We start from the raw sequence: 14,083 nt of genomic DNA, 5'->3' as shown, positions 1-14,083 counted from the left end.
TTTTGTTTAAGAGTTAAAAATTAGTGTCGAGGGCTGGATTCGAACCAGCACGATGAAGGGCCTCTGATGCATTATTACTGTTGGCTCCATCATCCATTCGGCTACGGAAGGAATGCATACCTTATTAGCCCCTTGAACGTCTACCAATTCCGCCACCTCGACGTTTTGCCGGTATTAAGCGACCGGCAGCGCTTGCTAACTAATGTTTCAAAGCATAAATCACCCCTGATTCGCAGCTATAAAGAACACACCTGACGGTTAAACTTTAGTTAATTAATCTTTGCTATTCGGAAATAAGATGTATTGAAGCCCATTCAGAATTGGTAAATCTTACCAATCTATTGTTACAAAATCTGATTTCTATACAATCTATGTAGTCGTATACAAATCCATCATCTTCTTCGGTGAGATGACTTTCAATTTTGTCTAACACTTTCGTGTTATTTTTATCAGAACCATAATTTTCACCTAGTACAAAAGCTTCAGCCACTAAATCTTCTCCGAATACCTTTTTGGCAAGTCCAGCTAATTTTTCCGACTTTCTTTTGATTTTACTCATTCCATATCCTCCGCTTCACTCTCGGCCTGATCGAACAAATCTCCCTGGGCATTGGGTTTTATTTTACCGTCCAAATACTCCAATACTTCTTCGTTGCAATGGTTGATCAAGCTTTGGAGTTCCGTCGCGCTCTCATACGGATCGTTTTCGTCGAAGTATTTCGTAAAAGGCGCATTGAGATTCAACACCCTGCCGCCGCGAAGTCTGCGGTTACCGGATATCGAAACACCTTCATGATTACCGCTGCCACCGATAGAATAGCTGCTAACTTTGAAATTGTTTAGCCGTTCTACATCTTCATCCAGCTCATAGAAAGTCTTGTCTTTAGCTTCTGGCTGGTCGCAAATGATGGCCAAATGGGTACGCAGCATATCGAAAGCCGCCTGCATGTCGTCATGTATGAGGTTACGGCCCTCTGACGTTTGTTGGCGGCTAAGTTCGACCTCCTGACCGTCGCCATCAGTGAAAATAATGGTTTCGTAATAGGTGACATCCAAGCCACCTCCTTTGTTGATCTTTGCCTTGCTGATATTGCGGCTGATCGATACCTCTTTTGCTGTTTTGACTGTTGTTCTCATATTAATTAATCGGTATAAACTCGTTTCCTGAATTTTTTAAGGTACTCGTGTTGCGCCTGTGATACTTCGAATACCGTCAACCCAAGCTTATTGGCAATTCGCGAGACATTGAGCTTAGGGAAGTCTTTGAGTGCTTTAATTATGTTGTTCATTTTCTAGATTATTTAAGCGGTCAATTTCAGAAGCTATCAAAGCTCCGGCAATGATTAGCCGTTCCTTGTGGCTTCTACGGCATAGGTCATAAAACCAATGGCTATCCCAATTTTTCGGATACCAAACATTACCTGAGATATCCGGTTCTACCAGTAGAGACGCCGCATCTATCATTTGGTTATCATCATACCACTCGGGATGATTAGCGTGATGCTCGCCTGTAAATCCATGTTTATCAATTTGATGTTGTCGCTCTTTGGCGATTAATTCAATTCCTGTCATTTCTAATTGATTATTTAGTATACCTTTTATACAGCCAGTAGATACCTGGAGAAATCCATTCATTAGTAGTGTGAATATGTACCTTGTCCGAAGATGGCCAGTACTCACATGCTCCCAATTCTTCATCTTCAAACCTGTACTTTACGTTTCGACCATCGCCCAATACTATACCTTCTATTTCGACACCGAACTCAGCTAGTATATGCATGTGCATATCTTCGAAGCTTCTCAAACGGCTATCTTTGGAATAGTAAAGTGATAAATCTGGGTTCATTTATGCAGCTTGTTTAAATCCGTCCACGTAAAGCCAGTATTTGAATGCAATGTCTTGATACTGTGATTTTCCGTGATTATAAAGCTTATCACCCCTATTGATCGGCACTTTAAATACCTTTTGATTCTTCTTGCTGATACCGATGATCATGTCTTTATTCGTTCCCTCGATATCCATGTACCAGGCGCGTGACCGGTAATAGCGGAAGTGTTCGCACGCTTCTTCGAATTGCTTTTGCGTCTCACAGGCGGTACTTTTTATATCTCCGCCCATTTTCCAAAGCCTTACCAGTAAATCCCACTTGCAACGAACACCTGCAGTAAGCTGGAACTCAAACCCGCCATATTCAATAGGGAACTCATAAGCCGTTGACACGCTTTGGAAGTCTGCATTTTCAATCAGCATCTTAGCAAACGTATCTTTCATGCAAGCGCGTTTCATAGCGGCGGCGACTTCGAAATCGCTTTTTGTAAACGGGTAATCAGAATACTGACCTTCAACGCTTAACTGATAGTAATCGACTTTATGCGGCTCCGTGATCATAGCGTCAAGCAAGGTCCCGAAAGCGAACGCTTTTTGCTTATCCCCGAACTCTGGCCGGGGATAAAGCATTTCTTCTAAAGCGCATAAGTCGCTATGGCTGACTTCTGATCTACTGAAATAAGGATCCATCATCTTGTGATATTCTTACTTGGTTACGACCGCTTTGAATTCTTCTTCGTACACAACCGCTTCATTTGCGATCTTTTCGCCATGTTTGTGGGCATATTTCTCGCAAAATGTTTTGAGCTGCTTGAAGGTCTTTTTTTCCATATCAGCAACATTCATCGACTGACCTTCTTTTTCAAACCAAAAGAAAAAAATGGCACCCCAACCGGCTGGATTCAGCACCTCAATATTGTAGCCCTGTCTAACTTTGCCGGCATCTTCTTTTACTTCCGCAAGCTGTGCAGCGGAATCAAACAAGGTACCCGCAGTCTGCAGTTGCTTTTCAGCTTCAATGCGTGCAGCGTCAGCTTTTTGCTGCGCTTCTTGTTCGGCCTTTAACTTATCGGCTTCTTCTTGACGGCGCTTTTCGGCTTGCGCTTCAAGTAACGCTTTCTGTTCGGCCGATGCCTTTGCCATATTTTCAAGTTCACGCTTTTTAGACGGTAGTTGATCGATTGTGCGCTGTTTTAGGTCTTCCATGTTTTCATGGAAATTAGCAGAAAGCTCTTGATACAGACTTTCTTTGATGTCACCTATCAACTTACCTGATTCAGTGACATGAAGGTAAATGGCGGTAACATTCACCGGAAGCATCAAAAATTTATCGCGGGGATAGTCGATGGTCAGGTTTTCGAGCTTTGCCCTGCTTTCGTCAAAATTCTGCAACGTCATGTTAACAAGTACGTTGTTTACCCAATTTTTCCATTCGTAAAGCTTGTGTGAATACGCTTCACGTACTTGTCGCTCGATTTCGGCTTTGAGGGTAATCTTTTCCTTTTCGATATTCTGTCGACGCAATATCTCGGCCTCTTTCGCTTTCTGTTCGTCAGCTTTTTTCTTTGCCCATCCGTTGCGGTACACCTGGAAAACACTATAAAAGCTGTCTTTCTTTGTTGCATCGAACGGATGTTCTAATGACGTGAACGCCTTTATCAGCTGATTAGCTATCTGCGTGATCGGCGAACGTCTCTGTTTTAGAAGAGCGTCAGCATCTTTGGCGCTGGACATCCATTTGTTTAACTCGGAATCCAATTCGTCACTCATACCTTGCCCTTCGATGGTATCTCGCAAAGCGGTAGCTTTGGCTACAGCTTTGGCATTCAAAGACTGGTTTTTTTGAAGCACTTCGGGTGCTGACATCATCAAACCGTTAATTTCTTCAAATTTGATGATTTCTGATGTTTGGGTTTCTTGCATGATTGTTTTGAGGTTATGACAGCCGATAAATCGGCTGTATTAATTATACAATTTATACTATAAGTATTACTTTCATCTAAAACTCAGGCTCGTCAGGATCGCTACTCTCAATGACAACAGTCGCTTCTTTCTTCGTTTCTGATTGTTGGTTTTGCAATTCCTGCTTGAAGTCATCGGGAGCTTCTTCTATGACTTCAGTGTGCTCGATATCCTCGGTAAATTCGGATGTATCGAAACCTTGGCGTACGGCGTCTTCGGTACTCGGTACAAATCCTTCGGGAAGATTCTGCGTGGCGATAACTCGCGGGAAAAGCTTGAAAGCATGTTTTAGTATTTTGCCTTCAAAGAATTTACGGTCAATTTGACCTCCTTCTATTTTGACGGTTTTGGCGTTATCTCCTGACCCTTTCCATTCATAACCGTAAAGGAGATTGGTTTTACCCTTATTCTTTTTGGTTGAGGCTCGTTCCCATGATGCGATGTCCTCAAGGTCGAAAGTTTTAAACTCACGGGTACCGTCAGGATATTCAAGCAAGATAAAACCATTGGTAATACGTGATTTTTCAGTGCGTTGCCCTTTTTTCCATTGAACTTGAATACGACCATCGGTACCCAGCATTTCGGTGTAGTCATCGCAGTCGTATACAACCGTAGGGCTACCTACGTGTTTGATTTGTCCGGTCTCGATCCGGATCTTCTTTTCGCCGTATGGCGATGGCTGGACCGCGGCTTCCTGAATCCACTGCTCGGACTTACGGCCGTTTTCATCTTCAACAATGACTTTTCTGTTACCTGGAATAATGTAAACATCGGGCTGGCTCCCGGTGTCAAGGCTCAGCTTCCATCCACCAACCTGCATAAAGCATTTGAACAGGGACATAGGTGTGCATTTCTGCAAGCTTTCATTTTCTTCGATGCGTTTCATGAAGTTATCTTTTTCACGCTCGTAGAAAGCAACCGCCTGATTTTCGGGAACGCGGTACATTGCTTTGAACTTCTGCACGAAGTGTTTGCCAATAGTCTCATCCGATGCTACATCCATCGGTGACAGGCTCGTAATGTGTTGTTTTGTTAAAGATAATTGATTTGACATGATATTTGATTTAAAATTCGATTTCGCCATAAAGCATCATCAGCAGCAAGAAAATCGTAAGGATAACGACGTAGTAAAACACTACCTTACCCATGAATTTTACGACTTGCATGACTGAAATTTCCGGTTGTGATCCTCAACAAAGAGCTTGATGAAATCATCTACCTCTTGCTTGAATTTCGATTTTGAGTTTTTTGGTCTAATAGGTTCGTCTCCCCTAACGTAAACTATTCTTAGATTGCTCATGGATTTGTTTTTTAAGTGATATATTTTCCGCTTTTAAAGCCTCATATTTTGTTAGTAGCTCTCGGTTTTCTCTTACCTCGTCTTTCCACCACCGGAATATGAGGTCATACATGTTTTTCAATTCAGACTTGCTCATACGTTTACGCTTCTTCAAGTAAGTCTGATCTATCAATGCCTAATTCTTCTGAAATAATTCGCAACGCGGTCGCAGTGGTGAGCAATTCGCTGTTATCGTTCACATATCGTTGAATCGTTGCATAGCTTCTGCGAAGTTCCAACGCCAATTTCGTTCGCAGATGCTGATCGCGTTTCAGCCTCTCAACGACATCGTTACGCAATTTAATTTCCATAGTTGGCATATCTTTTGTTATTTTGTTCTCAAATATGAATACAAATATAGTTCTCATTTGAGAACTTTCAAAGATTTTGAGAACTTTATTTTAAAATAATTCGCAATTAATTGAAATTCAATTGGAAAATAATTCGCAAAAACTTTTACGACTACGCGAAGTCATAAGAGATTTAGGTCTGAAAGATGATAACGAGTTTGCAACTAGGATCGAATTGGGAAAAAGCTACTTGTCTGAAATCTTATCAGGTAAAAAAAACGTACCTAAAACGATGGCCGCTAGGCTATACAAACACCTGGGCGTAAATATTGATTGGTTCGAAAGCGGCGAGGGTGAAAAATACCTGAACAAAAATACGGGGATAGCCAAGGGTCAGAGCTATACAATCGAGGATGTTGACAACTCGAAAACCAAGTTTCTAGACTTAAAGGATGGCACGATGATAATGATCACCCCATTAGTGCAAGAATACGCATACGCCGGGTACCTAGCCGGATTCCAAGACCCACAATATATTGAAGAACTACCTAAACATACGATAATAGTGAGTAAACGACATTCGGGAAATTACCAATCCTTCGAAGTTGTTGGAGATAGCATGACAACCAACGAACCTGAACTGATGAGAGATAATATTTACGATGGCAACGTAGTAACGGGTAGAGAAATCCTAAAACATCATTGGCGCTATAAATTGCATATGCACCGATTCCCGGATTATGTAATCGTTCATAAAACCGATGGCATCCTTGTAAAACGTATGGTCGCCCACGATATCGAAACCGGTGTGGTAACGCTGCGGTCAATCAACCCAAACAAAGAGCTATACCCAGATTTCGAAGTCAATCTCGACGACGTTCACCAAATATTTAATATCGTAAAAGTTTCACAAGACAGATAAATTATGAAAGCTAACCTAAAGTCGATCTATCCTATCTTGCTGGCATTTGTTTTCCTACTAGCCGCCGGCTGCTCAAACAACAACAGTAATTACGACGCAAAATATCGAAGTTGCGTCTCCCTTCTGGCAAGTTCCATCGACATGTCAACCGTTGGCATTAATCATTTCGCCGATATTTGGAGGACAGCTATCGAAAAGAAAACATATAAGGGAAAATGGATAGGTAGCGACTTTAATGAGGCCCTTCGCTTAGCAATGCATGAGGCTGACAGCATTGGAATATTCAGCACCATAAACGAAGTTCAAAACAAAATAGACTCAGCCGTCGTATCGTTAAAAAGCCCTCCCAAAGACTACGAACAATTATATAGTGACGTATTGGAATGTTACACTATTTCAAGCGATCTAATCGATATGTCCAAATCTCCTAAAGGATCCTTGCTTTCGTATTCACAGCGTAAAGATGAATTGACCAATCGATTTGTAAGCAAAATGAGGGAAATAGATATTAAGTTAAAATCGAAGGAATGACAAACAAGGCCTCCAAGTTTTCATTATCGATAGTAACGACAGAAATCAATATCAAAGTCACCGAAGAAGATATGACTAGGGAGCTAGTCAAAGAGATTGAAAACACCTATATCACCCCTGATGAGATAATAGAGATCACACCTGCATTATCACAAACAGACAATTAAAGTGGAAAAAGAAAGCATTATCAACACCGAGGCCCGAAGATTTAAGGAATTCAGATTAGCTGAAAACCTTACCCTCATGGAAATTGCCGAAATTATAGGCAGAAAATTCTCTCATGTACAGAAATTCGAGGACGGTTCCAGGCGCATCCAAATAAAGGATATCAAGACGCTGCATCTTAAATTGGGCATGTCCTATGAGTGGTTTTATCACGGCAAAGGAAGTCGCAAATACAAAGAAAATCCAGATAAGTCTTCATTGATTAATATTGTCGATGAGCTCAGGACCACCATCAAAATCCATGAAACCAAAATAGAGCAGCTAGACACGGCGTTAAAGAAGATTTTCAGGGATTTCTATGCAAAATAACCTGACAATTTTCAGGACAAAACGATATAAAATAGCTATCTTATGGGCGCAGCCAAAAAACCCAACATAGAGGAAATCAAAACATTAGCAATTAGACTGGTTGGTGAACGAGGGTTCGAATCTCTCCGACTCCACCAAACCAAAAGAAGCCCGGCTCCAGCCGGGTTTTGTTATTTTAAGGGCTCTTTGCCTGAAGAGAGCCAAAAACAGCAATCCCAGAAAACAAATAAATGGTAAACAATCCGGAATTCCAGCGGTTTACCTATAGACAGTAAACTGATAAGAGGAGGACGATTATGCTACGGTTGCTTTTCAGTGCAGCGGTGAGTCTGCTATTTTTTGTATCCTGTAAAAAAGAAGAAGGGAACGACCAACCTACAACGATTCATTCTGACTTCTCCGATGGTAAAGATGGCTGGCAGGCGGGATTTTCAGAGTACAACGGTGATAACGTAGAAAGTTATGAACTGGAGGAAGGAATCGCAATTTTGCCATCTCCGTTGGACGAAACCAAAACGGCCTATCGAATTTCCGGCATGAATCGCAGCGATGATCTTTTCATGTATCTCACTAAACGGGTACAGGGTCTTCAACCCGGCGTTACCTACCATGGGAGATTTACAGTACGAATCGCGTCCGATGCGAAAAGTGGCGGTGTAGGAGCCGGCGGGGCTCCCGGCGAATCCGTAGGTTTAGGCGTAGGGCTCACCGTTGATCAACCAACCTCGTCGCCAGATGAGAACAACTTCTATCGGATGAACATCGATAAAATCCAACAATGTTGTACTGACGGCGATGATATGGTCGTGATTGGGAACGTCGCAAACGGCAAAGATGAATACGAGTATACGCTGATCGAGCGAACCGGTGAATTTTCTGCGGTAACCGATCACCAGGGTGTATTATGGATTATCATAGGCACAGATTCCGGCTATGAAGGTAAAACCACTTTATATTATTCGAACATTGAAGTAATTCTCGAAAAAACATAAAGAAGATGAAGTGAACTCCTTGATAATCAAAAATAATATATCTATCTTTGCCGTCCTTAAAATAAGTTTAGGATAAAAGTAAAAATTAAAAACTGTAAATGCCTACTATTCAACAATTAGTTAGAAAAGGTAGAGTAGCTCTGGAGGATAAGAGTAAGTCCCCAGCGTTGGACAGCTGTCCACAGCGAAGAGGCGTGTGCACCCGCGTGTACACCACTACCCCTAAGAAACCAAACTCAGCAATGCGTAAAGTGGCACGTGTACGCCTTACCAATGGGAAAGAGGTGAACGCTTACATCCCCGGTGAAGGCCACAACCTGCAAGAACACTCCATCGTATTGATCCGTGGTGGTCGGGTAAAAGACCTTCCCGGTGTACGTTACCACATCATCCGTGGTGCATTGGATACTTCAGGTGTTACTGGACGTAACCAACGTCGTTCTAAATATGGAACTAAGCGCCCGAAACCTGGACAGGCGGCAGCTCCAGCAAAAGGTAAGGGCAAGAAATAAGTTAAACGGAGGATAAAAGATGAGAAAGTCAAAACCAAAGAAAAGAATCATTTTACCTGATCCGAAGTTTAACGATGTTCAGGTAACGCGTTTTGTCAATAACATGATGATTGACGGAAAGAAATCACTTGCCTATACCATCTTCTACAAGTCGATGGACCTGGTTGAAAAGCGGACCAGCGAAAACGGCTTGGACACTTGGAAGAAAGCACTCAACAACGTGATGCCCGCCGTCGAAGTAAAATCCCGTCGTGTAGGTGGAGCGAATTTTCAGGTGCCTACGGAAGTACGTCCCGAGCGTAAAATCTCTTTAGGCATGAAATGGTTGATTAACTTTGCCCGCAAACGTGGCGAAAAAACCATGTATGAGAAATTGGCAGCTGAAATTATCTCGGCATCCAAAGGCGAAGGTGCGGCCGTGAAAAAGAAGGAAGATACGCACCGTATGGCAGAAGCCAACAAGGCATTCTCTCATTTCCGATTCTAATTTTGGCAAGATCGCCCATGAAATTACACCGATTTAAAGGACCAGATAATCTTCCCTTCAAATCGGTGTGTTTTTTTAAAGAATCAACAGTATTAGCAACATGTCAAGAGATTTAAAATACACAAGAAATATCGGTATTGCCGCTCACATTGACGCCGGCAAAACTACGACTACCGAGCGTATCCTCTATTACGCCGGTGTAAACCACAAGCTCGGTGAAACGCACGAAGGTTCTGCGACAACCGACTGGATGGCACAGGAACAGGAACGCGGAATTACCATTACCTCGGCAGCGGTCACCGTGTTCTGGAATTACCGCGGAAACAAGTATAACGTTAACATTATCGATACGCCTGGACACGTGGATTTCACGGTAGAGGTGAATCGCTCACTTCGGGTACTGGATGGATTGGTTTTCCTATTCTCGGCGGTTGACGGTGTAGAACCGCAATCTGAAACCAACTGGCGTTTGGCCGACAACTATAAAGTACCGCGTATTGGTTTCGTTAACAAGATGGACCGTTCCGGAGCTGACTTTCTGGCTGTAGTCAAACAAGTGAAAGAAATGCTGGGATCGGAGGCTGTTCCGCTTCAATTGCCTATCGGCGCTGAAGACAATTTCAAAGGAGTTGTCGATTTGATTAACAATCGGGGTATTGTTTGGAACGAGGAAGACAAGGGTATGACGTTTACCGAAGTACCTATTCCTGATGACATGCTGGATGATGTTGCTCAATGGCGTGAAAAATTACTGGAATCCGTAGCTAGCTACGACGAGTCTCTAATGGAGAAATTCTTCGACGACCCGAATTCGATTACTGAAAGGGAAGTACTAGATGCATTGCGCAAAGCTGTACTCGACAACTCCATTGTACCCATGGTATGCGGCTCTTCTTTCAAGAACAAGGGGGTACAAACCATGCTTGATTTTGTGATGGAATTATTGCCCTCGCCGATGGACCAGGAGGCCGTAAAAGGAACCAATCCTAGAACAGAGGAAGAAATTTCCCGCAAACCTGATGTGAAGGAACCTTTCGCTGCGTTAGCATTCAAAATCGCAACTGATCCATTTGTAGGCCGTCTCTGCTTTATCCGTGTATACTCCGGCAACCTTGAAGCAGGCTCTTATGTCTACAACAGCCGTTCGGACAACAAAGAGCGGATTTCCCGCATCTTCCAAATGCATGCCAATAAACAAAACCCCATTCCTAATATCGGAGCGGGAGACATTGGTGCTGTCGTAGGCTTTAAAGATATAAAGACCGGAGATACGCTTTGTGACGAAAAGAATCCCATCGTATTGGAGTCCATGGTATTTCCCGAGCCGGTGATTGGATTAGCCATCGAACCGAAGACCCAAGCGGACGTGGATAAATTGGGTGTCGCATTGGGTAAATTGGCCGAAGAAGACCCCACATTCCGTGTGCAATCTGATGAAGAAACCGGTCAAACCGTTATTTCCGGCATGGGCGAATTGCACCTTGATATTCTGATCGACCGTTTAAGACGTGAGTTCAAAGTAGAAGTAAATCAAGGCGCTCCGCAGGTAGCCTATAAGGAATCCATCACCGGTACTACACAACATCGCGAGGTATACAAGAAACAAACTGGTGGGCGCGGTAAATTTGCTGATATACAGATTGTTGTATCACCCGTGGATGCCGATTGGGATGTTGCTAAGTCGCCATTGCAATTTGTGAACGAAATCGTGGGTGGTGCTATTCCAAAAGAATATATACCATCGGTGCAGAAAGGTTTCGAAGGTTCTTTGGCTAATGGCGTATTAGCAGGATATCCGCTGTCAAGCATGAAGGTGCGTTTGATTGATGGTTCATTCCACGCGGTCGACTCGGATTCACTTTCCTTTGAAATCGCAGCCCGCACTGCCTTCCGCGAGGCAGTTCCGAAATGTAGGCCCGTCTTGATGGAACCCATCATGAAAATTGAGGTGCTTACACCGGAAGAAAACATGGGGGATGTAATGGGCGACCTGAACCGACGTCGTGGCCAGTTGCAAGGCATCGATACACGCGCTGGATCGCAGGTGATTAAAGCCCTTGTACCGCTTTCAGAAATGTTTGGATATGTAACACAACTACGTACCATCACTTCCGGACGGGCTACTTCTACCATGGAATTTGATCATTATGCCGAAGCACCAAAGAATGTACAAGAGGAAGTGATTGCCAAGGCAAAAGGTAAAGTAAACGCTTAATAATTATAACAATTGGCTGGCCGTTGTAAATAGCTCTAACGTGCCGGCTTTAACCTTCAAACAAATATCATGAGCCAACGAATCAGAATCAAATTGAAATCGTACGATTACAACTTGGTAGACAAATCTGCCGAGAAAATTGTTAAAACTGTAAAACCTACAGGTGCTGTGGTAAGCGGCCCCATTCCCTTACCCACCGAGAAGAAAGTGTACACGGTTTTGCGCTCACCACACGTGAACAAAAAAGCCCGTGAGCAGTTCCAACTCTGCGCCTACAAAAGGTTATTGGACATCTACAGTTCCAATTCGAAAACAGTGGACGCATTGATGAAGCTTGAATTGCCCAGCGGTGTAGAAGTGGAAATCAAAGTGTGATGATTTCAGATTAAATGAAGAAAGGCTCGCCATCTGGCGAGCCTTTCTTCATTTAATCTATCTTTTGTTACAGCGCAAATCCCAATCCAACCGTCCAAACCCGATTGGTCAGCCGGTCTTCCGGAAAAAAGTCGTTGTTCGATCCACGAATGTCAGTAAGTCCCATGCCGTAACCACCATGAATCATCAGCCCATTGGCCATTTGGAATCCTCCGATAAAATTAAGGCCGAAATCGGTTCCTTTTATCGTGCCATCTCGGTCAAACTCAAACTCAGTCTCTGTGGATCCCCAGTCTGAATCGTATTTATTTTTACCCGATATACCGAAAGCTACATAAGGGCCAGCACCAAGGAAAAAGTGCCCTGCTTGCTGTACCGGGAATTTCGCCACCAGATTTACGGGTACTTCAATCCACATTGTGTTTTGTGTCACCGTACCAAATTCATTGCTTGCCAATTCCGCACCTTTTCCCTGCAACGATACCCCAGGTTGAATAGAAAACCAATCCGTTGAAATAGGTGCATCCAAAAAGGCCGTTACATGGAAATTAGTTGAATTATTGGTTTGATACGATGCGTTATCCCCTGCAAAATTGTACTTCGGGAAATTCACACCCGCTTTGATACCGAATCCCATCGGCTGTCCCTGAGCGAAAGCGCCCACTGAAACACCGACTGCTATTATTGCTAATGCTAACTTTTTCATATTAATTCTCCTTCATTTTATACTATTTAAAACCATAGAATAGGATACAAGATATGCGCCATACCGTCTCCCAAACAAACAACAAATTGAATACAAGCAAGTTAAAAACAAAAAATATGCAATCTCAAAGTGTATGCATTATTATACACTCGCCCTAAAACACACAAATTATCCTAACACACACAATTAACCGATCTTCTACTTCCAATTATCAATAATTTATATTAGCTTTGCATTCCTTTAGAAAAAGGGTCGGGTGGCCGAGTGGCTAGGCAGAGGTCTGCAAAACCTTTTACAGCGGTTCGAATCCGCTTCCGACCTCGTTTAACATCAAAAGATAAAGAAAATGGGAGTTACACGCTTAAAAAGAAAAGACAGAAGAAATAAGGTTGTAGCAAAAACTGAAGTGCAATTTTTGAAACTTGGCCGTAACCTTGAAACGGGTAGCCGTTCAAAAATGCCCGCTGGCAGCCAGATCGTTAAAAACAACGAGGTATTGGCTAAACTTGAAGCTGAAATTAAAAAATAACCACCTGTTCGATTACGAACAAGTGCCACTCGCATTTTATAGATTCTTCAATATATCCGCCAACTGGCGGATTTTTTCTTTGGAAGATTCCCATACTTCATTTCCCATCCCATTTACGGCCTTATTTTGATGGTTCATTTTGCTATTGAGGATAATCTTAGCTGACGTATGGAAATCAGAAGCACCGGTTACCTGTGCAATAGCCGCCAAATTCGTTTCATTGATGCCTGAACCAGGCATGATTTCAATCCGTCCGTCCGCTCGTTCAACTAATTCTTTGATCAGTCCTGTCCCTTCCCAAGCGGTATCTTTCATACCAGATGTAAGCAACCGTTTACAGCCACATGCAATGATAGCTTCCAGCGCTTCAAAAGGTTCCCTGCAAACATCAAATGCACGATGAAATGTTACATGCATGGGATGGGCTAATGTAACCAATTCCGTCAACCGCTTCCTATCCACACGGCCATCCACATCCAACAAGCCGATCACTATCCCATCGCAATTTGCTTCTTTGCAAAACAAGATATCTGCTTTCATCTCCTCAAGCTCGGTATGTGTATATAAAAAATCACCCGCCCTCGGCCGGATTAGCACATGCATACCAATCGTCAGCCGTTCGCGTGCAATTCGGATCTTACCAGGCGACGGTGTTGTCCCGCCCATTTCCAGATTTTGACAGAATTCCACACGGTGGGCTCCCCCTTCCTGTGCTGCTAAAGCCGATGTTACGGAATTGGCACAAATTTCCAGTTGATAATAAGCATTCATCCGGTTCGGAATTTATATTATGGTCAAAGGTAACAAAACAGCTAGACAAAAAAAGTTGAATATTATTTGTAATTAGTCTCAATAAGGTAT

The 14,083-nt window shown here is 43.0% G+C and carries 19 protein-coding genes and 2 tRNA genes; 10 read left to right on the top strand and 11 right to left on the bottom strand.

Annotation, left to right across the window (positions count from 1 at the left end; genetic code table 11):
- Positions 1-24: 24 nt before the first annotated feature.
- The 9 genes from BMZ56_RS25745 to BMZ56_RS24045 form a co-directional block, all read right to left on the bottom strand.
- A tRNA-OTHER gene (locus BMZ56_RS25745) sits at positions 25-162 on the bottom strand.
- Between the two features lie 121 nt (positions 163-283).
- Entirely contained in the window at positions 284-559 is a 276-nt protein-coding gene (locus BMZ56_RS24075; protein WP_090632083.1) for a hypothetical protein, read from the bottom strand.
- Positions 556-1,137: a hypothetical protein gene (locus tag BMZ56_RS24070; protein WP_090632080.1), complete on the bottom strand. Its 582-nt coding sequence runs from the start codon at positions 1,135-1,137 to the stop codon at positions 556-558. Before BMZ56_RS24070 ends, BMZ56_RS24075 begins: the two co-directional genes overlap by 4 nt.
- Before the next feature lie 5 nt (positions 1,138-1,142).
- Positions 1,143-1,289: a hypothetical protein gene (locus tag BMZ56_RS25740; protein ID WP_177195294.1), complete on the bottom strand. Its 147-nt coding sequence runs from the start codon at positions 1,287-1,289 to the stop codon at positions 1,143-1,145.
- Positions 1,273-1,635 carry a hypothetical protein gene (locus BMZ56_RS24065; RefSeq protein ID WP_143073015.1) on the bottom strand — a complete coding sequence of 121 codons (363 nt, stop codon included), beginning with the start codon at positions 1,633-1,635 and terminating at the stop codon, positions 1,273-1,275. Before BMZ56_RS24065 ends, BMZ56_RS25740 begins: the two co-directional genes overlap by 17 nt.
- Before the next feature lie 211 nt (positions 1,636-1,846).
- On the bottom strand, positions 1,847-2,521 hold the full coding sequence (locus BMZ56_RS24060) for a PD-(D/E)XK nuclease-like domain-containing protein (protein WP_090632074.1): 675 nt from the start codon (positions 2,519-2,521) through the stop codon (positions 1,847-1,849).
- Positions 2,522-2,533: 12 nt separating this feature from the next.
- Positions 2,534-3,751, bottom strand: a complete 1,218-nt coding sequence (locus tag BMZ56_RS24055; RefSeq protein WP_090632072.1) for a hypothetical protein — start codon at positions 3,749-3,751, stop codon at positions 2,534-2,536.
- A 76-nt stretch (positions 3,752-3,827) separates the two neighbouring features.
- Complete coding sequence (locus BMZ56_RS24050) at positions 3,828-4,844, bottom strand: recombinase RecT (protein ID WP_177195293.1); 1,017 nt, start codon at positions 4,842-4,844, stop codon at positions 3,828-3,830.
- A gap of 386 nt (positions 4,845-5,230) precedes the next feature.
- A complete protein-coding gene (locus BMZ56_RS24045) occupies positions 5,231-5,497 on the bottom strand; it encodes a hypothetical protein (RefSeq protein ID WP_104443739.1) in 267 nt (88 codons plus the stop codon).
- A 64-nt stretch (positions 5,498-5,561) separates the two neighbouring features.
- Between BMZ56_RS24045 and BMZ56_RS24040 the strand changes: the two genes are divergently transcribed.
- The 8 genes from BMZ56_RS24040 (at position 5,562) to rpsJ (ending at position 11,987) form a co-directional block, all read left to right on the top strand.
- The gene (locus BMZ56_RS24040) at positions 5,562-6,341 is read left to right on the top strand and encodes an XRE family transcriptional regulator (protein ID WP_090632062.1); all 780 of its coding nucleotides are present in this window, start codon (positions 5,562-5,564) and stop codon (positions 6,339-6,341) included.
- A 3-nt stretch (positions 6,342-6,344) separates the two neighbouring features.
- Positions 6,345-6,872 (top strand): hypothetical protein, encoded by a 528-nt coding sequence (locus tag BMZ56_RS24035; RefSeq protein ID WP_090632060.1) that lies wholly within the window; start codon positions 6,345-6,347, stop codon positions 6,870-6,872.
- Between the two features lie 168 nt (positions 6,873-7,040).
- On the top strand, positions 7,041-7,406 hold the full coding sequence (locus tag BMZ56_RS24030; protein ID WP_090632057.1) for a helix-turn-helix domain-containing protein: 366 nt from the start codon (positions 7,041-7,043) through the stop codon (positions 7,404-7,406).
- 296 nt (positions 7,407-7,702) lie between these two features.
- Positions 7,703-8,398 (top strand): hypothetical protein, encoded by a 696-nt coding sequence (locus tag BMZ56_RS24020; protein WP_090632052.1) that lies wholly within the window; start codon positions 7,703-7,705, stop codon positions 8,396-8,398.
- A 98-nt stretch (positions 8,399-8,496) separates the two neighbouring features.
- Complete coding sequence (rpsL, locus tag BMZ56_RS24015) at positions 8,497-8,910, top strand: 30S ribosomal protein S12 (protein WP_090632050.1); 414 nt, start codon at positions 8,497-8,499, stop codon at positions 8,908-8,910.
- A gap of 19 nt (positions 8,911-8,929) precedes the next feature.
- Complete coding sequence (gene rpsG / locus BMZ56_RS24010) at positions 8,930-9,397, top strand: 30S ribosomal protein S7 (protein ID WP_090632047.1); 468 nt, start codon at positions 8,930-8,932, stop codon at positions 9,395-9,397.
- Positions 9,398-9,497: 100 nt separating this feature from the next.
- Positions 9,498-11,612 carry an elongation factor G gene (gene fusA, locus BMZ56_RS24005; protein WP_090632044.1) on the top strand — a complete coding sequence of 705 codons (2,115 nt, stop codon included), beginning with the start codon at positions 9,498-9,500 and terminating at the stop codon, positions 11,610-11,612.
- Between the two features lie 69 nt (positions 11,613-11,681).
- Complete coding sequence (gene rpsJ, locus BMZ56_RS24000) at positions 11,682-11,987, top strand: 30S ribosomal protein S10 (RefSeq protein WP_090632042.1); 306 nt, start codon at positions 11,682-11,684, stop codon at positions 11,985-11,987.
- Between the two features lie 67 nt (positions 11,988-12,054).
- Here rpsJ and BMZ56_RS23995 read toward each other — a convergent pair whose 3' ends face one another.
- Positions 12,055-12,693 carry an outer membrane beta-barrel protein gene (locus BMZ56_RS23995; protein ID WP_090632038.1) on the bottom strand — a complete coding sequence of 213 codons (639 nt, stop codon included), beginning with the start codon at positions 12,691-12,693 and terminating at the stop codon, positions 12,055-12,057.
- A 250-nt stretch (positions 12,694-12,943) separates the two neighbouring features.
- Between BMZ56_RS23995 and BMZ56_RS23990 the strand changes: the two genes are divergently transcribed.
- Together BMZ56_RS23990 and BMZ56_RS23985 are read left to right on the top strand one after the other, a co-directional pair.
- Positions 12,944-13,014: transfer RNA gene (locus BMZ56_RS23990), tRNA-Cys, on the top strand.
- 25 nt (positions 13,015-13,039) lie between these two features.
- Positions 13,040-13,222: a spore protein gene (locus BMZ56_RS23985; RefSeq protein ID WP_090632035.1), complete on the top strand. Its 183-nt coding sequence runs from the start codon at positions 13,040-13,042 to the stop codon at positions 13,220-13,222.
- A 36-nt stretch (positions 13,223-13,258) separates the two neighbouring features.
- On the opposite strand, the gene BMZ56_RS23980 is transcribed toward BMZ56_RS23985, so the two are convergent.
- A complete protein-coding gene (locus tag BMZ56_RS23980) occupies positions 13,259-13,993 on the bottom strand; it encodes a copper homeostasis protein CutC (protein WP_090632033.1) in 735 nt (244 codons plus the stop codon).
- Positions 13,994-14,083 lie beyond the last annotated feature (90 nt).

It is taken from the genome of Parapedobacter indicus (genome assembly GCF_900113765.1).
GTDB classification, from domain to species: Bacteria; Bacteroidota; Bacteroidia; order Sphingobacteriales; family Sphingobacteriaceae; genus Parapedobacter; species Parapedobacter indicus.
This window is presented reverse-complemented; position numbering and strand designations above follow the sequence as displayed.

What these genes read in the sequence shown, in the direction of transcription:
- BMZ56_RS24075 (WP_090632083.1), bottom strand. Translation starts at nt 559, where the DNA reads ATGAGTAAAATCAAAAGAAAGTCGGAAAAATTAGCTGGACTTGCCAAA.
- BMZ56_RS24070 (WP_090632080.1), bottom strand. Translation starts at nt 1,137, where the DNA reads ATGAGAACAACAGTCAAAACAGCAAAAGAGGTATCGATCAGCCGCAAT.
- BMZ56_RS25740 (WP_177195294.1), bottom strand. Translation starts at nt 1,289, where the DNA reads ATGAACAACATAATTAAAGCACTCAAAGACTTCCCTAAGCTCAATGTC.
- BMZ56_RS24065 (WP_143073015.1), bottom strand. Translation starts at nt 1,635, where the DNA reads ATGAATGGATTTCTCCAGGTATCTACTGGCTGTATAAAAGGTATACTA.
- BMZ56_RS24060 (WP_090632074.1), bottom strand. Translation starts at nt 2,521, where the DNA reads ATGATGGATCCTTATTTCAGTAGATCAGAAGTCAGCCATAGCGACTTA.
- BMZ56_RS24055 (WP_090632072.1), bottom strand. Translation starts at nt 3,751, where the DNA reads ATGCAAGAAACCCAAACATCAGAAATCATCAAATTTGAAGAAATTAAC.
- BMZ56_RS24050 (WP_177195293.1), bottom strand. Translation starts at nt 4,844, where the DNA reads ATGTCAAATCAATTATCTTTAACAAAACAACACATTACGAGCCTGTCA.
- BMZ56_RS24045 (WP_104443739.1), bottom strand. Translation starts at nt 5,497, where the DNA reads ATGAGAACTATATTTGTATTCATATTTGAGAACAAAATAACAAAAGAT.
- BMZ56_RS24035 (WP_090632060.1), top strand. Translation starts at nt 6,345, where the DNA reads ATGAAAGCTAACCTAAAGTCGATCTATCCTATCTTGCTGGCATTTGTT.
- BMZ56_RS24020 (WP_090632052.1), top strand. Translation starts at nt 7,703, where the DNA reads ATGCTACGGTTGCTTTTCAGTGCAGCGGTGAGTCTGCTATTTTTTGTA.
- rpsL (WP_090632050.1), top strand. Translation starts at nt 8,497, where the DNA reads ATGCCTACTATTCAACAATTAGTTAGAAAAGGTAGAGTAGCTCTGGAG.
- rpsG (WP_090632047.1), top strand. Translation starts at nt 8,930, where the DNA reads ATGAGAAAGTCAAAACCAAAGAAAAGAATCATTTTACCTGATCCGAAG.
- fusA (WP_090632044.1), top strand. Translation starts at nt 9,498, where the DNA reads ATGTCAAGAGATTTAAAATACACAAGAAATATCGGTATTGCCGCTCAC.
- rpsJ (WP_090632042.1), top strand. Translation starts at nt 11,682, where the DNA reads ATGAGCCAACGAATCAGAATCAAATTGAAATCGTACGATTACAACTTG.
- BMZ56_RS23995 (WP_090632038.1), bottom strand. Translation starts at nt 12,693, where the DNA reads ATGAAAAAGTTAGCATTAGCAATAATAGCAGTCGGTGTTTCAGTGGGC.
- BMZ56_RS23985 (WP_090632035.1), top strand. Translation starts at nt 13,040, where the DNA reads ATGGGAGTTACACGCTTAAAAAGAAAAGACAGAAGAAATAAGGTTGTA.
- BMZ56_RS23980 (WP_090632033.1), bottom strand. Translation starts at nt 13,993, where the DNA reads ATGAATGCTTATTATCAACTGGAAATTTGTGCCAATTCCGTAACATCG.